Raw genomic sequence first — 20,278 nt, 5'->3', positions numbered from 1 at the left:
GTGGCGGCTTGGTGTTGCCCCGAATGCTACGCACTTTCACAGGCCGGTGATGCTTTCGTGCAACACCGGCCAGCGTTCAGAAAGCCAGAAAATCGTTAAGAATCAGATCACCCAGGGCGCAAAGACAGGGCCGGTGACGGCGCTCATCTCGGCGGTGCGGCCGCGCTCGCGGCGCGTGGTCTCGACGACCTCGAAGGCCGAACGGTCGGACAGAAGCCGCCGCAAAGCAGCCGCATTCATCCGGTGACCGCCGCGATAGGAGCGGAAGCAACCGATGAAACGGGCGCCGGCCAGCGCCAGATCGCCCATCGCGTCCATCGTCTTGTGACGAGCGAACTCATTGGGGTAGCGCAGGCCGCCCATGTTGATCACCCGGTTGTCGTCGCCGATCACCAGCGAGTTCTCCAGCGAGGAGCCCAGCGCATAGCCGGCCGCCCACAGCCGCTCGACATCCTTCATGAAGCCGAAGGTGCGGGCGCGCGCGATATCCTGGCGAAAGATGTCGGGGTTGATGTCGGAGGCGAATAGCTGGCGGCCGATCGCCGGGCTTTCGAAATCGATCTCGACCTCGAAGCGCGTGCCGCTATAGGGCCTGAACTCGGCCCAGGACGCGCCATTCTCGATGCGGACGGGCTTGACCACCCTGATGTAGCGGCGCTTGACCGCCAGCGTCTCGATGCCGGCCTGGTCGATGGCTTCCACGAACGCCACCGCACTGCCATCGAGGATCGGAACCTCATGACCGTCGATCTCGATGACGATGTTGTCGATGCCGAGCCCGAAAAGCGTCGCCATCAGATGTTCGACGGTGGCGATATGCTCGCCTGCCGGATCGCCGAGCATGGTGCAGAGATCGGTCGCGCCGACTTCAGCAACCAGCGCGCGGAACTCGCGGCTCTCGCTTCCGTTCGAAAGGTGGAAGAGCACGCCGGTGTCGGCGTCCGCAGGGAGGAAATTGACGGTGACCGGTTTGCCGCTGTGAACGCCGGTACCGGTCAGCGTTGCACGCGATTTCAGTGTCGTCTGATAGTCTTGCAAGACAAACCCCATAGCCCAAACGCCTAAGTCCGCTTTAACCCAAAAGGCGCGGCTCTTTTTTTATCGGCAGGCAGGGCCACTTCCCCGAATCCCAGCACACCGAAAGTGCTGCGGCAAAGATAATGGTCTGTCAGGGAGACTCCAAATCACGGTTTCTTACTCTGTGTAACCGCGACAGACCTTGAGCGTCACATCGTAACGCCTTGTTATTAAACCCCTTTAAACGTCAACAGGCAGACAATCTCTCGTCTGCCTGTTAACAAGTGTTACATACCGTTAACGGCTCAGTTGGCCTGGCGGCGCAGGAAAGCCGGTATCTCCAGCTGGTCGTCTTCCTGGGTCGACCTGGTCTGCGGCGTCAACCGGCCCTGATCGTCGAGCTGGCCGCGGCGCGGCGCGTAAAGCTGCGGATCCTGGCTGGCAAGGCGGCGCATTTCCGGCGCCGCCTGGCGCAGTTTCGGTTCGCGCGGCTGTGCCGGCTGCAACCGGGCCGGCTCTTCTTCGCGGCGCGTCAGCCCGTTGGTCAGCCGCTTGAGCAGCCCCATCGGCCCGCTGTTTTCATGGTCGGCCGGACGGCCCTTGGCTTCCACCTCGGCCCGCACCACAGGCGGAAAATCCTCCACCCGCGGCATGCGCTGCGGTGCGGCAGCCACCGGCTGCGGCATTTCCCGCATCGGCGCCGGTTGCATCACCTGCTGCACGACAGGCTGCGGCTGGGCAGGCGGGGCCTGGAAGATCTTGCTCTGCGGGCGGAAATCTTCCGCCTGGGCCATCGGCGCCGGACGAGCCATTGCCGCCGCATTGGCCTCGGCAAGCTGGATCGCCTCGGCCACCGGATCGGCCGCGCGCTGCTCATAGGTCTGCTGCTGGACCGGTGCCGGACGGCCTTCCGCCCCCGGAGCCGCTGGGCGGCTGACCGGCTTCTGCTGCGGCGGCACGGCCCGGATCGAGATCGGCGCCGCGGCAATTTCAGCTGCCGATTTGTCGATGCCGGTGGCGACCACCGAGACGCGGATGACGCCTTCGAGTTCCTCGTCGAAGGTGGCGCCGAGGATGATGTTGGCGTCCTGATCGACTTCCTCGCGGATGCGGGTCGCGGCCTCGTCGACTTCGAACAGGGTTAGGTCGCGGCCGCCGGTGATCGAGATCAGCAGGCCCTTGGCGCCCCTCATCGAGGTCTCGTCGAGCAACGGATTGGCGATCGCCGCCTCGGCGGCGGCCATCGCGCGGCCCTCGCCCGAAGCTTCGCCGGTGCCCATCATCGCCTTGCCCATTTCGCGCATCACCGAACGCACGTCGGCGAAGTCGAGATTGATCAGACCTTCCTTGACCATCAGGTCGGTGATGCAGGCAACACCGGAGTAGAGCACCTGGTCGGCCATGGCGAAGGCGTCGGCAAAGGTGGTCTTGTCATTGGCCAGCCGGAACAGGTTCTGGTTGGGGATGACGATCAGGGTATCGACACATTTCTGCAGCTCCTCGATGCCGAGATCCGCCGTCTTCATGCGGCGCTGGCCTTCGAAATGGAACGGCTTGGTGACGACGCCGACGGTGAGGATACCCCGTTCGCGCGCCGCGCGGGCAACCACGGGAGCCGCACCGGTTCCGGTGCCGCCACCCATACCGGCGGTGACGAAGCACATATGGGTGTTGGAGAGATGATCGATGATCTCATCGATGCACTCTTCCGCCGCCGCACGGCCCACTTCAGGCTGCGAGCCGGCGCCGAGCCCCTCGGTGACATGCGCGCCGAGCTGGATCAGCCGCTCGGCCTTCGACATGGTCAGCGCCTGTGCATCGGTGTTGGCCACGACGAACTCGACACCGCGCAAGCCCGCGGTGATCATGTTGTTGACGGCATTGCCGCCGCCGCCGCCGACACCGAATACGGTGATCCGCGGCTTGAGCTCGGTGATGTCCGGCTTTTGCAGATTGATCGTCATTGTCTCCGTCCTTTGCCTTTCCCGCCGCTTCGCCGCCGCGGCCGCCTATGGGGCTGTCCCCGTCAATTAGAAACTGTCTCTCAACCACTGACTCATGCGATGCAGTTTTCCGCCCGTCCCGGTCATCCTGAGACCGGAAATTCCTTTCGCCGGATGGCTCTCGAACCTCGCCATCTGCGGATAGATCAGCAGCCCGACCGCCGTCGAGAAAGCCGGCCCCTTGGCAGCTTCCGGCAGGCCCGCCACGCCGAGCGGGCGTCCGATGCGCACATTGCGTCCCAGAATGCGGCGCGCCGCCTCGGGGAGACCCGCAAGCTGGCTGGCGCCGCCGGTCAGCACGACGCGTTTTCCCACGGCATTGCCGTAGCCCGACTTGTTCAGCCGGTCGCGCAACAGTTCCAGCGTCTCGTCGATGCGGGCGCGGATGACGCGCGTCATCACCGAGCGCGGGATCTGCAGCGGCATCTCGCCGTCTTCGCCGATCGGCTGGATCGAGACCAGGTCGCGATCGTCGGCACTGCCAGGCAGCGCCGAACCATGCATCACCTTCAGCCGCTCCGCGGCGTCGAGCGAGGTCGACAGGCCCTTGGCCATATCGAGCGTCACATGATTGCCGCCGATGGCAATGGCATCGGCGTGGACGAATTTGCCTTCCGAAAACACCGAGATGGTCGTCGTGCCGCCGCCCATGTCGATGCAGGCCGCACCCATTTCCAGTTCGTCGTCGACCAGGGCCGCAAGCCCGCTGGCATAGGGCGTCGCCACCATGCGCTCGACCGAAAGATGCGAGCGGTTGATGCAGAGCTCCAGATTGCGCAGCGGCGCGGCATCGCCCGTCAGCACATGCATATCGACGCCGAGTTGGTCGCCGACCATGCCGCGCGGATCGCGCACGCCGCGCTCGGCGTCCAGCGAAAAGCCGACGGGCAGCGAATGGATCACGTCGCGTTCGGCCTTGAGCGCCTGCTTGGCGCCGGCGGCAAGCACGCGCTTGATGTCGGCTTCGTCGGCCTGATGGCCACCGAGATTGATGGTGGCCGAATAGGTTTCGCTCTTCAGCCGGCCGGCCGTCATGTTGACGATCAGCGAATCCACGGTCAGTCCCGCCATGCGTTCGGCGGCGTCGACGGACAGGCGAATGGCGTGCTCCGCGCGGTCGAGATCGACGACCACGCCCGACTTCACGCCTTGCGATTTCTGGTGGCCGATGCCGATCACCTGGATGCGGTGCGAGCGGCCGCGCAACAGCTTGCCGTCCTCGCGCGGCTTCAGTTTCGCCACCACGCAGCAAACCTTGCTCGAGCCGACATCCAGCACGGTGAGCGTGCCGGAACGCCGCGAAGAGGCATCGCTGTTGCCGCCAAGCCAGCTCATATCTTCGTCCCCGACTTGCGCTTCAGATTTTGCGGCTTTTCATTGAGCGCGGCCTGGCGCTGCGTCGCCGCTTCCGGCGTCAGCTGCACCACCAGGCGATCGGAGATGCGCATGTCGACGGCGGCGATGTCCCGCGTCAGAAGCCCGTTATCGTGGTCCATCCGAACCAGGTCGGCAATCGCCTGATCCTCGCCATCCTCGGGCAGCTTGATCGTGATGCCGTTTTCCAGCTTCAGGTCCCAACGCCGTTCGCCGATGCGGATATAGCCTTTGACCCGAGCCGCGAGCTCGGGAAATTTCTTGATCTTGGCCACGAAGTCGGGCGCCTTGGCCGGTGCGCCGGTGCCGATGATCAGCGGCAGCAGCGCCTGCTTGCCGCCGGAGAACGGCGCGATCACCGCGCCGGAGCGTTCGATGACCGAAAGCTCCGCGCCCTGCTGCCAGAGCGCGAAGGGCTCGCGCTCCTCGACACGCACTTCCAGCGTATGTGGATAGACCTTGCGCACCGCCGCCACTTCGACCCAGGGCAAGGTATCAATACGTTCACGCGCGGCCTCGGCATCGAAGCCGATCAGTGACGTCCAGCCGTCGAGCTCGAGCCGGTCCAGTATGTCGATCTCCGAAGTCTGGCGGTTGCCGACCACCTTGATCTGGTCGACGGCAAAGCCGGTCCGGGCGGTGATGCTCTGGACGATGTCGTCGGCATGACCGCCGAGAATGGCGCCATAGAGGCTGCTTGATGCAATGAGCGAAGCCGACAGGATGGCCGCGGAAAAGCGCGGCGCGACGAAGTCGCCGCCGCCCAGGCGCGCCAGCACGCGCACCGGCCGGCGCAGCACGCGCGGCAGCACGAAATGGTCGAACGACAACGGCATGCCGAACAGCGCCGGCCCGGCGCCGCCCCTGCCCTTGTCCTGTCCCCATTTCAACGCAGACACGAAGCGTCCTCCACCATCCAACTCAACAATTCGCCAAACGAGTGCCCGGCCTGGGCGGCGATTTCAGGCACCAAAGACGTCGGCGTCATGCCCGGCTGAGTGTTGATCTCGAGCCAGACAATCTCGCCGTTTTCGGAGTGACGGTCGTCATAGCGGAAGTCCGATCGGGAAACGCCCCGGCAGCCGATAGCCAGATGTGCCTTGAGCGCCAGTGTCTGTATTTTTTGGTAAATATTTGATGAAATTTTAGCAGGGATTTCGTGTTTTGATCCGCCGGCGACGTATTTTGAATCATAGTCGTAGAAGGAATGGCCGGTCGGAATGATCTCGCAGACGCCGAGCGCCACGTCGCCCATGACGGCGCAGGTCAACTCGCGCCCATGGATGTAGCGCTCGACCATGACGGTCTCGCCATATTTCCATTCGGACGAGCCGATGACCTGCGGCGGATGCGACTGCCCTTCATGCACGATGACGACGCCGAAGCTTGAGCCTTCATTGACCGGCTTGACCACGTAGGGCGGCTTCATCGGATGCTTGTTCTGGATGGCAAAGCGGCTGGCAACCTTCGATTCCGCCACCGCGATGCCGGCAGCCTTGGCGACCTTCTTGGCTTGCTCCTTGTTCATGGCGAGCGCCGAGGCGAGCACGCCCGAATGGGTGTAGGGAATGGCCAGATATTCGAGGATGCCCTGGATGGTGCCGTCTTCACCGAACGGGCCGTGCAGTGCGTTGAAGACGACATCGGGCTTGAGTTCGGTGAGCACGGCGCCGACATCGCGCGCAACATCGACGCGGGTAACCTGGTAGCCTTCATTCTCAAGCGCATCCGCACACGCCTTTCCCGAAGACAGAGACACGGGCCGCTCGGACGAGAATCCGCCCAGGAGGACAGCCACATGCTTGTTCTTCATATCCCGTCATCCCTCTCACGGCGGGCCCGCAACCACGCATTCAGCGACCAGATTGAGTCCGAGTCTCCCGGCAGGTAGCCCCCCAGACGGAAAACGCGGTCGACGCGTCGAACGACTCAAATCAGGAAACGCTTTAAGGCAGAGAATCAGAGAGTTGATTCGCTGGCAAGTGCTTATGATTCCGACAGATTCACTTTCCGCGAAAACGGCCGGAAAAAGCGTGTTGTGAGTCTTTGGAGCAACGGTGGCGCTGTTGTTTCAGACCGTTTGAAGTTCAAGCATCACATGAACTTCAGCTTGCGCTAAAGAAGCTGTCCGAGGAATTCCTGCACGGCATGGCCGGGGCGGAAATTGCCGAGCCGCTTGATTTCCCACTGCAGGCGGATGCCTGAATTTTCAAGCACGCGGGCGCGCACCGTCTCGCCGAGATATTCGAGGTCGTATCCGGTCGCTGTTCCGGTGTTGATCATGAAGTTGCAGTGCATCGGCGACATCTGCGCGCCGCCGATCATCAGCCCGCGGCAGCCGGCCTTGTCGATTTCCTTCCAGGCCGAGGTGCCTTCCGGATTCTTGAAGGTCGAGCCGCCGGTCTTCTCGCGGATCGGCTGCACCGTCTCGCGATGCGTCTGGACGGCGTCCATAGCCGCCTTGATCGCCTCCTGGTCTTCCAGAACACCTTCGAAAACGGCGGAGGTGAAGATCAGCCCGGCAGGTGCGGCCGAGTGACGATAGGCATAGCCCATGTCTTCATTGCTGAGGGTGTGGAGATTGCCCTTGCGGTCGAGCGCCCGAACCTCGACGACACGTTCCCGCGTCTCGACGCCATTGGCGCCGGCATTCATCCTCAGCGCCCCGCCGATTGCGCCGGGAATGCCGTGATAGAAATGAAAGCCGCCAATACCGGCCTCATAAGCGACGGCCGCGACGCGCTTGTCGGGCGTCGCAGCACCGGCCTTGATGACGGTCGGCGAAACCACCTCGGCCTCGCCAAAGCCCTTGGCCGAAAGCCTGATGACGAAACCTGGAATGCCGCCGTCGCGCACCAGGAGGTTGGAGCCGACACCGACGATGGTGAGCGGGATGTCCTCCGGCACGGCGCGCAGGAAGGCAGCCAGATCCTCCTCGTCGGCCGGCTGGAACAGGGCGTCCGCCAGACCGCCGGCGCGGAACCAGGTGATCTTGTCCATCTCGGCATTGGGCGTGATGCGGCCGCGCAGGCCGGCAAGCCGGTCGCCAAGTTTGTCGAGCAGGTCCTGGCCGCGCATCATGAGACGGTACCGCCGAGTTCCCCAGGCAGCGCATAGGCCCATTGGGTGATGTTGCCGGCGCCCAGGAAGATGACGAAGTCGCCCGGTTTCGCCAACGCGCGGATGACGGGCGAAATCGCGGCAGGGGTTTCGACGTAGCGCGCATCGCGATGGCCCCCGGAGCGGATGCGCGACACCAGCGCCTCCGAGGTCACGCCGTCGATCGGCTCCTCGCCCGCCGCATAGACCGGCGCCACCATCACCGTGTCGGCATCGTTGAAACAGACCGAAAATTCGTCGAACAGATCGTGCAGCCGGGTGAAGCGGTGCGGCTGCGCAATGGCGATGACGCGGCCCTTGGTGGCGCTGCGCGCCGCTTTCAACACCGCCGTGATCTCGACCGGGTGGTGGCCGTAATCGTCGAAGATGTCGACGCCGTTCCACGAGCCGGTGTGGGTGAAGCGCCGCTTGACGCCGGCAAAGGACGACAGCCCTTTCTTAATCGCTTCGGCCGACAGGCCGAGTTCATGCGCGACCGCAATTGCGGCGGTGGCGTTGGAGACGTTGTGGCGGCCGGGCATCGGCAGCCGCAGATCCGATATCGTCGTCTGGCCGCCGGTCTTGCGGTCGCGGATCACCACGTCGAATGCCGAGACGGCACCGGCCATGCGGTGGTTGGTGAAACGCACATCGGCCTGCGCGTTCTCGCCATAGGTGATGACGCGGCGGTCCTCGATGCGGCTGACCAGCGCCTGTACTTCCGGATGGTCGGTGCACATCACGCCAAAACCGTAGAACGGCACGTTCTCGACGAATTGCCGGAAGGCCTCGCGCACCTTGTCGAAACTGCCATAATGGTCCAGATGCTCGGGATCGATGTTGGTGACGACGGCGATCTCGGCCGGCAGCTTGAGGAAGGTGCCGTCGCTTTCGTCGGCTTCGACCACCATCCACTCGCCATCGCCCATACGGGCATTGGTGCCATAGGCATTGATGATGCCGCCATTGATCACCGTCGGGTCGAGCCCGCCGGCATCGAGCAGCGTCGCCACCATCGACGTGGTTGTGGTCTTGCCATGCGTGCCACCGATCGCGACCGCCTGGCGGAAGCGCATCAGTTCGGCCAGCATCTCGGCCCGGCGGACAATTGGGAGCAACTTCTCCCGCGCGGCCTTCAGCTCGGGATTGGATTTCTTGATCGCGGTGGAGACGACCACCACTTCGGCCGCGCCGATATTCTCGGCCTTGTGGCCGACAAAGCATTCGATGCCCTTGTCGCGCAGCCGCTGGACATTGGCGCTGTCGGCCTGGTCCGAACCCTGCACCTTGTAGCCGAGATTGTGCAGAACCTCGGCGATGCCGCTCATGCCGATCCCGCCAATGCCGATGAAATGCACAAGGCCGATGGTCTGCGGCATCTTCATCAATGCGTCCCTTTCCTGAAATCCGAAACGGTTTTTCTGGACGCAATAGCCTCTGTGAGATCAGCGAGCAACCGTGCCGCGTTCGGCCGGCCAGCCGACTTCGCTCCGGCAGCCATGGCCGTCAGCCGCTCGGGAGTGTCCATCAGCCCGCCAATGAGAGCCGCGATGCGCTCCGGCGACAGTGACGATTGCGGATGCACCTCGCCGCCGCCCGCCGCGGCAAGGGCGGCTGCGTTCGCCGCCTGATCGTGATCCAGCGCATAGGGATAAGGCACCAGCAGCGCCGGCCGGCCGATGACGGCGATCTCCGAAACCGTCGAGGCGCCGGAGCGCGAGATCACCAGATGCGCCGCGCCCAAGCGCTGTGCCATATCGGTGAAGAAGGGCGAGACCTCGACATGGACGCCGAGTGCCGCATAGCCGGCCTTCACCCGCGCCACGTCGTCGGCGCGGGCCTGCTGGGTGATCACCAGCCGCTTGCGCTGCGCCTCCGGCAGAAGTGCGATCGCCGTCGGCATGGCGTCGGAAAAGAACTGCGCGCCCTGGCTGCCGCCGAACACCAGGAGCCTGAACGGATCCGCCCCTTTGGATGCGGTGTAGGGCGTCTTGGCCGCCTCCAGGATTGGCGGCCTGACCGGATTGCCTGTCGTCACCGTCTTGGCGCCTGTGGCACTTTCATCTTGCGGCAGGAAGCCGCCGGCAATGGCATCGACGCGCCCGGACAGCGCCCGGTTGGCGCGGCCCATGACTGCGTTCTGCTCATGGATCAGCGTCGGCAGCTTGCGCAGCGTCGCCGCATAGAGCGGTGGCAAGGTCGGATAACCGCCAAAGCCGACGACCGCATCAGGCTTGATCCTGGCGATGACGGCGGAGGCCTGGCGCACGCCGCGCCAGATCTTCCAGAACGCTCCGAGCAGAGCGACGGGGTTTTTCGAGCCCATCGTCGCCGACTGGATCGGATGGATGGCGGCGGCCGGGAAATGGCCGGCAAAGCGCTCGGCGCGGTCGTCCGTCGCCAGATGCACGCCCCAGCCGCGCTCGATCAGCTCATGCGCCAGCGCCTCGGCCGGAAACAGATGTCCGCCGGTTCCGCCAGCCGCGAGAAGGATGACACCCCGCGCCATATCACTCCGCCGGCAGGGCGCGCTGCGACAGGGCAAAGCCCATCTGCTTGCGCTTTTCCGGTCGCTTGCGCGTCAGCGCCAGCACCATGCCCATCGAGATGGCAATGGCGATCTGCGAGGAGCCGCCATAGGAGATGAAAGGCAGCGTCATGCCCTTGGCCGGCATCAGCTGCAGGTTGACGCACATGTTGATGACCGACTGCAGGCCGAACACGGTGACCAGACCGCCGACGGCATAGCGGGTGAAATCATCATGTTCCTTCAATGCCGTGCTCAAGCCGCGCAGCACGATGAAGGCGAAGATCGACATAATGAAGAAGCACATGATCAACCCGAACTCTTCGCCGGCGACCGAAAACACGAAATCGGCATGCGCGTCGGGAATGACCCGCTTGACCGTGCCCTCGCCCGGCCCGACGCCGAACCAGTGGCCGTTGATCAGCGCCTCGCGGCCCATGTCGACCTGGAACGTGTCGCCTTCGCCGGTCAGGAATTTGTCGATGCGGGCGGCAACGTGCGGGAACACAGTGTAGGCGGCAAACAGGCCGCCGGCGCCGGTGGCGCCAAGCGCGATGATCCATAGCCAGGGCAGGCCGGCCATGAAGAACATGACGCCCCAGGTGCCGGTCACCAGCATGGTCTGGCCGAGATCGGGCTGGGCCACCAGGAGCGAGATGACCAGGATCAGCAGCAGCATGGCAAACAAATTGCCGGGGATGTCGGGCTGGCGCTTGTGTTCGGCGAACAACCAGGCGCAGACGATGACGAAGGCGGGTTTCAGAAATTCCGACGGCTGGATCGACATGCCGACAAACGACACCCAGCGCCGCGCGCCTTTCACCTCGACGCCGATATAGAGCACGGCGACCATCAGCACCAGCATGATCCCCAGGATGATCAGCGCCATGCGCCGGATCTGCCGCGATTCCAGGAAGGACACTGCCAGCATCACGCCGAGCGCCGGCACGGTGAAGATGATCTGCCTGGTGGCAAAGTGGAAACTGTCGAGGCCGATGCGTTCGGCCACCGCCGGGCTTGCCGCAAAGGACAAGACGATGCCAAGCCCCATCAGCGACAGGAACGCCGCCAGGAACCAGCGATCGATCGTCCACCACCAGGTTGCAACCGGGCTTTTGTCGAGACGGCTTTGCATTATCGTGCCCCTCCGATGGGTTTCACGCCCTCGATAGCATTCGCAGCTTGCCTGAAGGCTTCGCCGCGAACTTCGAAATTCTTGAACTGGTCGAAACTGGCGCAGGCCGGCGACAGCAGCACCACGGCCTCGCCGCTGTCATCCTTGGCCGCGTCTTTCGCGGCATGGTCGACCGCGGCGGCCAGGGTGCCCGAGATTTCATAGGGCACGGCTTCGCCGAGCGTCGCCGAGAATGCGGGCGCCGCCTCGCCGATCAGATAGGCCTTGGCGACGCGCGGGAAGAAACCGCGCAGCGGCTCGATGCCGCCTTCCTTGGGCAGTCCGCCGGCGATCCAGTAAATGCGCGAAAAACTCGACAGCGCCGGTGCCGCCGCATCGGCATTGGTCGCCTTGGAATCGTTGACGAACAGCACATGATCCTTGCGGCCGACCTGCTCCATGCGATGCGCCAACCCGGGAAAGCTTTCCAGTCCCGCCTGGATCTCGCCGAGGCTCAAGCCGACCCTGAGGCAGGCGGCGACGGCGGCAAGCGCGTTCTGCGCATTGTGCTGGCCGCGCAACGAACCGATGCCTTCGAGGAAGGCGACGCGGCTGTAACGGCCATGCACGGCTTCCATCAGATCGGAGCCATCGGCGAAATAACCGTCGGTCAGCGGCAGCCGCTTGGAGATGCGGATCACCTGTCGGCCCGCCCTCTCCAGCCGGTCGGCGATCTGCGCGCACCAGCTATCGTCGACGCCGACAATGGCTGTCTCGCTGCCGGCGACCACCCGCTCCTTGATCGAAGCGTAGTGCTGCATGGTGCCGTGGCGGTCGAGATGGTCGGGCGTCAGGTTGAGCAGGATGCCGGCCGTCGGGTTGATCGAGGGCGCGAGATCGATCTGGTAGGACGAACACTCGACGACATAGTCCCGGTCAGCCTGCGGTGGATCGAGCGTCATGATGGCCCGGCCGATATTGCCGCCCATCTGCGTGTCGCGCCCTGCCGATTTGAGGATATGCGCGGTCAGCGCCGTGGTCGTCGACTTGCCGTTGGTGCCGGTGATAGCGATGAACGGCGCATCAGGCGCGCGCGCAATCCGCTCGCGGCAGAACAATTCGATATCGCCGATCACCTCGACGCCGGAGCCACGCGCCAACTCCACCGTCCAGTGCGGCTTGGGATGCGTCAGCGGCACGCCGGGCGAGAGCACGAAGGCCGAGAATTTCGACCAGTCGGCGCCGCGCAGATCGGCGGTCGCAATGCTTTGGCCAGCGGCCTTGGCGACGCTATCGGGATTGTCGTCCCAGGCGAGCACGTCGGCGCCGCCCTCGATCAGCGCGCGCGCCGTGGCGATCCCCGAGCCACCGAGCCCGAAGAGCGAAACGCGTTTGCCCGAAAAGGATGCGGCGGGGATCAAGCGGGTTCCTATCTCAGCTTGAGGGTCGACAGGCCGACCAGCGCCAGGATGACGGCGATGATCCAGAAGCGGATCACCACCTGGCTTTCGGTCCAGCCGAGCTTTTCGAAATGATGATGGATCGGCGCCATCAGGAACACGCGCTTGCCGGTCATCTTGAAGTAGCCGACCTGAATGATGACCGACAGGATTTCCACGACAAACAATCCGCCGACGATGACCAGCACGATCTCGTGCTTGGTGGCAACCGCGACCGTACCGATCAGGCCGCCCATGGCCAGCGAACCGGTGTCGCCCATGAAGATCGCCGCCGGTGGCGCGTTGAACCAGAGGAAGCCGAGGCCGGCGCCGATGACGGCGCCAAGCACGACAGCCAGTTCGCCGGTGCCGGGCACGAAATGGATCTGCAGATATTCGGCGAACACCGCATTGCCGGAGAGGTAGGCGATGACGCCAAAGGATGCCGCAGCAATCATGATCGGCACGATCGCCAGCCCGTCGAGGCCATCGGTCAAATTCACCGCATTGCCGGCGCCGACAATGACGAAGCAGGAGAACGGCACGAAGAACCAGCCGAGATTGATGATGAATTCCTTGGCGAAGGGGAAGGTCAGCGACGACGAGAACGGCGCCTGGCCATTATGCATGATCGCCCAGGCGGCGATGCCGGCGATGACGAATTCCAACGCCAGCCGCGCCTTGCCGGAAAAGCCGAGATGCGACTGCTTGGTTACCTTGAGATAGTCGTCGTAAAAGCCGATCGAACCGAAGCCCAGCGTCACCAAGAGCACCACCCAGACATAGATCGAGGAGAGGTTCGCCCATAGAAGCGACGAGCCGACGATGCCGCACAGGATCATCAGCCCGCCCATCGTCGGCGTGCCGGCCTTCTTGAAATGCGTCTGCGGGCCATCGGCGCGGATCGGCTGGCCCTTGCCTTGCCGCAGCCTAAGCGAATTGATGATGGTCGGCCCGAAGATGAAGACGATCAGCGCCGAGGTGATCAGCGCACCGCCGGTGCGGAAAGTTATGTAGCGGAAGACATTGAAGACCGAGACCTTGTCCGCAAAATCGACGAGCAATGTAAACATACGATTCCGTCCCCCGGACTAGTTCTGTTTCGTGCCTGCGGCTTCCGCCGGATATTTGCCGAGCAAGGCCTCGACCAGCTTTGAAAAGCCGATGCCTTTCGACGATTTGATCATCACCACGTCGCCGGCCTTCAGCGTCGACAACAGCAGCGGCTTCAATTCCTCGGCGCCGGCGCGGTATTCCGTTTTGATCTCGTCGGGCAGGATGTCTGCCAGCGCCCGCATTTCCGGGCCGCCGAGAAAGACCGTGTTTGTGCCGGTGCCGACGATCAACTCGGCAAGGGCTGCATGGAGCTTGGCCGAATGGTCGCCGAGCTCGAGCATGTCGCCGAGCACGGCGATGCGCCGGCCCTCGCCCGTGACAGGCGTCGCGTTGAGCAGCGCCATGGCAGCAGCCATCGAGGCCGGATTGGCGTTGTAGCTCTCGTCGATCAGTGTGATCGGTCCCTTGGGGTGGCGAAGCATATGGCGCTTCCCACGGCCACGCTCGGCCGACAGATCGGCCAGTGCCAAGGCCACCTTGCCGATGTCGGCTTCAACCAAATGCGCGGCGCCGAGCACCGCCAGGACGTTCTGTACCATGTGGCGGCCGGGCGCGCCGATGCGCGCCGTCACATCCTGCCCGCCGATCCTGGCGGTGATGTCGGAATGATCGGCATGCAGCTCGCATTTGGTCAGCTTGTAGGTCGACCGTGCATTCTCGCCGAAGCCAAAGACATGTTCGACGCCGGCGGCTCGCGCCATCTTGTCGAGCAGCTTCCAGCGCGCATCGTCGCGGTTGAGCAAGGCCGCACCGCCGGGCTCGATGCCTTCGAAAATCTCGGCCTTGGCCTTGGCGATCTCGTCGAGATTTCTAAAGAAGCCGAGATGCGCCGCGGCAATCATCGTGACGATGGCGACATGCGGCCGGACCATCTTGACCAACGGCCGGATCTCGCCGGGATGGTTCATGCCGATCTCGAACACCGCATAGTCGCAATCGCCGGGCATGCGCGCCAGCGTCAGCGGCACGCCCCAATGATTGTTGAAGGACTGCGCCGAAGCATGCACCGTGCCGACGGCCGACAGCACATGACGCAGCGCCTCCTTGGTGGTGGTCTTGCCGGCCGATCCGGTCACCGCGATGATTTTTGCGCTGGAACGGGCGCGGGCGGCAACACCGAGTTTCTCCAGTGCTGCCAGCACATCCTGCACGACGATCATCGGCGCCGTCAGCCGCCCAAGCGACGGCAACTTGCCCTCGGCGACGATCAGCACGCCGGCGCCGGCCTTGATCGCCGCGGTCGCGAAGTCATGGCCGTCCATCGCCTCGCCCTTGATGGCGAAGAAGGCGTCGCCCGGCTGCAGGCTGCGGCTGTCGATCGAGATCCCCGAAATTCCCTCCGGCATCGGCCCGAGCGGCCGACCGCCCATGGCGTCGACCAGCGCCTCGGAAGTCCAGAGCACGCTCATGCGGCCCGCTCCCGCAGCGCCGAGCGGACTTCCTCGTGGTCGGAGAAGGGAAACGTCTCGGCGCCGATGGTCTGGCCCTCTTCATGGCCCTTCCCGGCAACGATCAGCGTATCGCCCGCTTTGAGCATGGCGACCGCTTCGTGGATCGCCTTGCGGCGGTCGCCGATTTCAATCGCGCGGGGCGCGGCTGCCAGGATCGCGGCACGGATCGTTTCCGGCACTTCCGAGCGCGGATTGTCGTCGGTGACGATGACGACATCGGCCAGCCGCGTGGCGATTTCGCCCATGATCGGCCGCTTGCCCCGGTCGCGGTCGCCGCCGCAGCCGAACACGACGATGACGCGACCGGTGGTGAACGGGCGCACGGCGGCCAGCACATTTTCCAGCGCATCCGGCTTGTGGGCATAGTCGACATAGACGGGCGCGCCATTGGCGGTGGCGCCGACAAGGTCGAGCCGTCCCGGTGCCCCCTGAAGTTTCTCCAATGCCATCAAAGCTTTGGCGACCGGCGTTCCAGTGGAAATGGCCAGCCCGGCCGAAACCAGGGCATTGGCGATCTGGAAGTCACCTGCGAGCGGCAGGTCGATCTCGTAGAGCACGCCGTCGGCTTCGACCTCGGCGCGCTGGCGGTGGCGCTCGTGCTCGACCCGCTTCAGGCGCAGGAAATCGCCATGGCGGCCGACCGTCAGCACCTTGAGCCCGGCGGCCTGCGCAGCCTGGATGGTCGGCGCCGACCACGGATCGTCGGCAAAGATGACCGCCGGCGCGCCTTTCGGCAGCAGCGTGTCGAACAGCCGCAATTTGGCGCGATGGTAGTCCTCGACCGTCGGATGATAGTCCATATGGTCGCGGCCGAGATTGGTGAAACCGCCCGCGGCGAGCTTGACGCCATCAAGGCGGCGCTGGTCGAGACCATGGCTGGAAGCCTCCATCGAGGCGTGGGTGACGCCGGCCTCCGCCAATTCCTTGAGCAACTGGTGCAAAGCCACTGGATCGGGTGTGGTCAACGAACCGTAGTCGTTGCGGCCCGGCGCCACCACGCCGGTGGTGCCAATGGACGCGGCGGCAAAGCCGGCCTGCTCCCAGATCTGCCGGATGAAGGCGGCGACCGAGGTCTTGCCTGCGGTGCCGGTAACCGCGACCATGGTCTCCGGCTGGCTGCCGAAGAAACGTGCCGCGCTCAGCGCCAGCGCCAGGCGTGGGTCGTCGACGCTGAGCACCGGGACGGACAGGCCGGAAACGGCGCTGGCGTTGCCAACGACAACCGCCGCTGCGCCGCGCTTTGCCGCATCGGCGGCATAGGCCGAACCATCCGCCTTGCTGCCGGCGAGCGCGAAAAAGACCACGCCGGTCTTGACCGTGCGGGAATCCGACGAAATCCCGGTTACCTCCACATCGCGGGAAGATGTTCCCTCGACAGGCAGGATACCGGCTAAATCTCTCAGGTGCATCGAACCCCGTTTATCTCAACAAAATGGCGCGCAGTTGCCGGCGCGCCCTAAGAATCACTGATAGGAAACCAGCGTTGCGCCATTTTCATGGCTGAAATCTGGCTTCACGCCAAGCATGGCGGCTGCCCGCCTGATGATGTTTCCGGCCATGACACCCGCATTGTTGGCGGCGACGTCGGTCATTCCGGGCTTTTCCGGGTGCGGAGCGTCAGCGATCGTAAACACCAGATACTGCGGATCGTCCATCGGGAAGGCGGCGACGAAGGTGTTGAAATTCAGTTCCTTCGAGTAGCGGCCATTGATCACCTTCTCGGCGGTTCCGGTCTTGCCGCCAACGCGGTAGCCGGGGGCCCTGGCGTTTCTGGCCGAGCCCTTCTCGGCATTGAGCGTGTAGAGGTAGCGCATGCCCTCCACAGTCTTTTCGCTGACCACTCTCTTGGCCACCGCCATGGCATCCTGCTCGCTGCGGACCAGGAAAGTCGGCGGGATCAGGTAGCCCTGCATCAGCGCCGCGCAGCCGACGGCCGCCTGCAGCGGCGTCGTCGACACGCCATGGCCGAAGGCGATGGTGAAGGAGTTGACCTGCTTCCAGACCTTCGGTTCGGTCGGGCGGGCGACTTCAGGCAGTTCGGTCTGCATCCTGTCCAGAAGGCCAAGGCGATGCAGGAATTCGCGGTGCCCCTCGATGCCGACCATTTCGGCCTCACGGGCCGATCCGATGTTGGAGGAGTAAAGGAACACCTCCGGCAATGACAGCACGCGGTTCTTGCCGTGGAAATCGTGAATGGCCTGATGGCCGACCCGGATCGGATGCGAGGCGTCGAAACGGCTGTTCATGTTCGCCTTGCCGGAATCGAGCGCCATGGCCGAGGTAAAGCTCTTGAAGGTCGAGCCCATCTCGTAGAGGCCGGCCGACATGCGGTTCAGGCGGTCCTTGTCCTGCGCATTGAAGGGATTGTTCGGATCGAAATCCGGCACCGAGGCCATCGCCACCACTTCGCCGGTCTTGATGTTGAGCACGACGGCGCCGGCGCCCATGGCGCGATAGCGCTCGAGGCCGGCGGCAATCTCGTCGCGCACCACATGCTGGACGCGCAGGTCGATCGACAGCTGAACCGGCTTCAGATCCTTGGCGATCGCCAAGCCTGAGGCCTGCAGGTCGCTCAGGCCCTGCTCGTCAATGTACTTCTCCATGCCGGAGATGCCCTGATTGTCGATGTTGGTGAGGCCGACAATGTAGGACGAGGTCACGCCGGCAGGATAGAAGCGGCGCTTTTCGGTGCGAAAGCCGATTCCGGGAATGCCGAGCTGCATGATGTCGGCCTGCTGCTTGGGCGTCAGCTGCCGCTGCAGCCAGACGAAGCCGGCGCCGCTTTTCAGCTTGTGATAGGTCTGCTCGGGGTCGATATCTGGCAGAATGGTCGACAGCTTTTCGATCGCCTCGTCGGCATCGACGATGCGGCGCGGCTCGGCAAACAGCGATGCCGTCTTGATGTCGGTCGCCAGCACCTCGCCGTTGCGGTCGACGATGTCGGGACGCGACGCCGTCACCCGGCTTTGCGGCCCATTCGACATGTCGGGGGACTGGAAACCGAGATAGACCAGCCGCCCGGCGATGGTCGAATAAATGCCGAAGAACACCGCCATCGTCATCACGATGCGGGTCTTGGCCTTGCCGCCGGTCGCCTTGCGCGCGCCTTCGACCACGATGGAGCCGTCCTCGCCGGTCCGTGCGCGGCGCTTCAGCAATTTGCCGACCGACGGAAGTTTGGCGCGCATTGGAAATCCAGCGATCATTGGACGATGGCTCCGGTGACCACGGGATCCTTGTCGGCTGGTCCTTTGCCGGAATTGTCGGCCATGCCGCCAAGCCGTTGCGACGACAGGTCCTCGATGTTGAGCGGTTTTGCCGGCAGGTCGTCGAGCCCGACGATCTGCCGCGCATTGACCGGCTCGAGTGCGAGCTGCGATTTGTAGATTTCAGCCAGCTTCTGCAGGCGCGACGGCTGGGTCAGCAGGCTCCAGTCGGCCTTGAGCAGGTCGATCGTGTCCTCCTCATAGCGGATCTGCGCCTCGATCTTCTGCACCGAAGCCAGCTGTTCCTCGGCCTCGCGCTTGGCCTTGTAGGTCAGGGCCGCGGCCGAGACCATGACGGCGATCAGGACTATGTCGCTGGTTCGAAACACGTATTCACCTCTCTCGCGGCGCCTGGATGCCGGGAAGCTTTGGAAGGCCGAAAATGGTGAGATCACCGGCGCGCGCCGGCGCCTCGGTGCGGATGGCGGTACGCAGCCTGGCCGAGCGCGCCCGCGGATTGGCAGCGACCTCGGCATCGCCTGCCGTCACGCCGCCACCAGCCTTGCGGAAGGTCGCAGTGCGCGCGTGCGCCTCGGGCAAATGACGTGAGCCGGTGGCGACGTCGGCGCGGTCGGCGATGAAGCGCTTGACGATGCGGTCTTCCAGCGAATGGAACGTCACCACCGCAAGCCGCCCGCCGGGCTTCAATACCCGCTCGGATGCCATTAGGGCTTTGGCCAATTCGCCCAGCTCGTCATTGACGAAAATGCGCAGCGCCTGGAAGACGCGGGTGGCCGGATGAATCTTGTCCTTCGGCGCGCGGCCGATATGCGTTTCGATGGCGTCGGCGAGATCGAGCGTGCGCTCGAACGGACGTTTTTCGCGGCGTGACTCGATCATGCGGGCAATGCGGCCGGCATTCCGCTCTTCGCCGAGGAAGCCGAAGATGCGGGCAAGGTCGCCTATCTTGAACGAATTGACGACGTCGGCAGCACTCAAGCCCGCCTGCGCCATGCGCATGTCGAGCGGCCCGTCGGTGCGGAACGAAAAGCCGCGCTCGGGCTGGTCGACCTGCATGGAGGAAATGCCGATGTCGAGGACAACGCCGTCGGCGCTTTCGACCTGCTCGTCCAGCGTCGAAAATGGCGCCTGCACCAGCCTTAGCCTGCCGCCGGATTGCTGTTCCAGGCCGCGCCCGGCGGCAATCGCATCGGGATCGCGATCGATCGCCACCACCGAGGCGCCGCTCGCCAGGATCGCCTTGGTGTAGCCGCCGGCGCCAAACGTGCCGTCGACGATCACATCGCCGGCTTTGGGTGAGAGCGCCTCCAGCACTTCGGCGAGGAGGACCGGAATGTGGCGGACCGGTCCGCCAACGGCGCTAAGATCATCGCCGTGATCCGCCATCATTCCGGCCGCTCCCCAGCCTTGGCCTCGTGAGCCTTCGTCCCCTGCCGAAGCTGCAAAAGCCGAGCGCGCGCCTGCGCCCCATAGGCGGCCAGCCGTCCCGGCTCCCAAACTTGAAAGAAATTGCCACGGCCGACAAAGGCCACTTCGCTCGTGATGCCCGTATGCTCGCGGATGAAATCGCTCATCGTGATGCGGCCATCCTGATCGAGCTTCAGGAACGTCCCGTCGCCATGGCAGAAGAACGACATATCGTCCGCCGTCTGCAAAAAAGGGTCTTCCAGCGCGATGCGCTGCTCGTAGCGGTCGAGCAGATCGAGCCCGCCGACATCCATCGCAGGCACGTCCAGGCCGCGCAGCGCATAGAGTTCCGAATAGCCGCGTTTCTGCACGACCGCGCGGAAATGCGCCGGAACGGAGACCCGCCCCTTCGCATCGATCCTGTTCACCGCGCTTGACAGAAACCGGTCCATGACACGCTGCAGCCGCTTCCGCCGCCGCACCCCTCTCCATGTTTTCGTCCGC

General features: G+C 64.2%; 17 protein-coding genes. All 17 read right to left on the bottom strand.

The genetic code is table 11. The features are described from left to right. Positions 1 to 102: 102 nt before the first annotated feature. Entirely contained in the window at positions 103 to 1,050 is a 948-nt protein-coding gene (lpxC, locus tag NKJ78_RS14265; RefSeq protein WP_023668283.1) for a UDP-3-O-acyl-N-acetylglucosamine deacetylase, read from the bottom strand. A 272-nt stretch (positions 1,051 to 1,322) separates the two neighbouring features. Then, positions 1,323 to 2,981, bottom strand: a complete 1,659-nt coding sequence (gene ftsZ, locus NKJ78_RS14260) for a cell division protein FtsZ (RefSeq protein ID WP_023705548.1) — start codon at positions 2,979 to 2,981, stop codon at positions 1,323 to 1,325. Between the two features lie 66 nt (positions 2,982 to 3,047). Then, positions 3,048 to 4,355 carry a cell division protein FtsA gene (ftsA, locus tag NKJ78_RS14255; RefSeq protein ID WP_352562482.1) on the bottom strand — a complete coding sequence of 436 codons (1,308 nt, stop codon included), beginning with the start codon at positions 4,353 to 4,355 and terminating at the stop codon, positions 3,048 to 3,050. Continuing rightward, positions 4,352 to 5,293 carry a cell division protein FtsQ/DivIB gene (locus NKJ78_RS14250; protein ID WP_023725356.1) on the bottom strand — a complete coding sequence of 314 codons (942 nt, stop codon included), beginning with the start codon at positions 5,291 to 5,293 and terminating at the stop codon, positions 4,352 to 4,354. Before NKJ78_RS14250 ends, ftsA begins: the two co-directional genes overlap by 4 nt. Beyond that, entirely contained in the window at positions 5,281 to 6,207 is a 927-nt protein-coding gene (locus NKJ78_RS14245; RefSeq protein ID WP_023668279.1) for a D-alanine--D-alanine ligase, read from the bottom strand. Before NKJ78_RS14245 ends, NKJ78_RS14250 begins: the two co-directional genes overlap by 13 nt. Before the next feature lie 302 nt (positions 6,208 to 6,509). Next, positions 6,510 to 7,475 carry a UDP-N-acetylmuramate dehydrogenase gene (gene murB / locus NKJ78_RS14240; protein ID WP_027050618.1) on the bottom strand — a complete coding sequence of 322 codons (966 nt, stop codon included), beginning with the start codon at positions 7,473 to 7,475 and terminating at the stop codon, positions 6,510 to 6,512. Then, positions 7,472 to 8,878: a UDP-N-acetylmuramate--L-alanine ligase gene (gene murC, locus NKJ78_RS14235; protein WP_023668277.1), complete on the bottom strand. Its 1,407-nt coding sequence runs from the start codon at positions 8,876 to 8,878 to the stop codon at positions 7,472 to 7,474. The genes murB and murC overlap by 4 nt, the downstream gene beginning before the upstream one ends. After that, entirely contained in the window at positions 8,878 to 10,002 is a 1,125-nt protein-coding gene (gene murG / locus NKJ78_RS14230; protein ID WP_352562481.1) for an undecaprenyldiphospho-muramoylpentapeptide beta-N-acetylglucosaminyltransferase, read from the bottom strand. Before murG ends, murC begins: the two co-directional genes overlap by 1 nt. Before the next feature lies 1 nt (position 10,003). Further along, complete coding sequence (gene ftsW / locus NKJ78_RS14225) at positions 10,004 to 11,155, bottom strand: putative lipid II flippase FtsW (RefSeq protein ID WP_023668275.1); 1,152 nt, start codon at positions 11,153 to 11,155, stop codon at positions 10,004 to 10,006. After that, complete coding sequence (gene murD / locus NKJ78_RS14220) at positions 11,155 to 12,555, bottom strand: UDP-N-acetylmuramoyl-L-alanine--D-glutamate ligase (protein ID WP_352460234.1); 1,401 nt, start codon at positions 12,553 to 12,555, stop codon at positions 11,155 to 11,157. Before murD ends, ftsW begins: the two co-directional genes overlap by 1 nt. An 8-nt stretch (positions 12,556 to 12,563) precedes the next feature. Beyond that, complete coding sequence (gene mraY, locus NKJ78_RS14215; protein ID WP_023668273.1) at positions 12,564 to 13,646, bottom strand: phospho-N-acetylmuramoyl-pentapeptide-transferase; 1,083 nt, start codon at positions 13,644 to 13,646, stop codon at positions 12,564 to 12,566. A gap of 18 nt (positions 13,647 to 13,664) precedes the next feature. Further along, complete coding sequence (locus NKJ78_RS14210) at positions 13,665 to 15,098, bottom strand: UDP-N-acetylmuramoylalanyl-D-glutamyl-2,6-diaminopimelate--D-alanyl-D-alanine ligase (RefSeq protein WP_352460233.1); 1,434 nt, start codon at positions 15,096 to 15,098, stop codon at positions 13,665 to 13,667. Then, entirely contained in the window at positions 15,095 to 16,549 is a 1,455-nt protein-coding gene (locus tag NKJ78_RS14205; protein ID WP_023725360.1) for a UDP-N-acetylmuramoyl-L-alanyl-D-glutamate--2,6-diaminopimelate ligase, read from the bottom strand. Before NKJ78_RS14205 ends, NKJ78_RS14210 begins: the two co-directional genes overlap by 4 nt. A gap of 54 nt (positions 16,550 to 16,603) precedes the next feature. After that, positions 16,604 to 18,328, bottom strand: a complete 1,725-nt coding sequence (locus NKJ78_RS14200) for a peptidoglycan D,D-transpeptidase FtsI family protein (RefSeq protein WP_023682141.1) — start codon at positions 18,326 to 18,328, stop codon at positions 16,604 to 16,606. A gap of 14 nt (positions 18,329 to 18,342) precedes the next feature. Beyond that, positions 18,343 to 18,735: a cell division protein FtsL gene (gene ftsL, locus NKJ78_RS14195; protein WP_023682142.1), complete on the bottom strand. Its 393-nt coding sequence runs from the start codon at positions 18,733 to 18,735 to the stop codon at positions 18,343 to 18,345. Positions 18,736 to 18,739: 4 nt separating this feature from the next. Continuing rightward, positions 18,740 to 19,756 (bottom strand): 16S rRNA (cytosine(1402)-N(4))-methyltransferase RsmH, encoded by a 1,017-nt coding sequence (gene rsmH, locus NKJ78_RS14190; RefSeq protein WP_023714771.1) that lies wholly within the window; start codon positions 19,754 to 19,756, stop codon positions 18,740 to 18,742. Next, a complete protein-coding gene (mraZ, locus tag NKJ78_RS14185) occupies positions 19,753 to 20,226 on the bottom strand; it encodes a division/cell wall cluster transcriptional repressor MraZ (protein ID WP_023682144.1) in 474 nt (157 codons plus the stop codon). The genes rsmH and mraZ overlap by 4 nt, the downstream gene beginning before the upstream one ends. Positions 20,227 to 20,278: the final 52 nt, after the last annotated feature.

Origin of the sequence: Mesorhizobium sp. M0037 (genome assembly GCF_040323635.1) — a bacterium.
Classification (GTDB): Bacteria; Pseudomonadota; Alphaproteobacteria; order Rhizobiales; family Rhizobiaceae; genus Mesorhizobium.
Note: the sequence above shows the minus strand (reverse complement) of the source record. Positions and strands in the feature narration are given on the sequence as shown.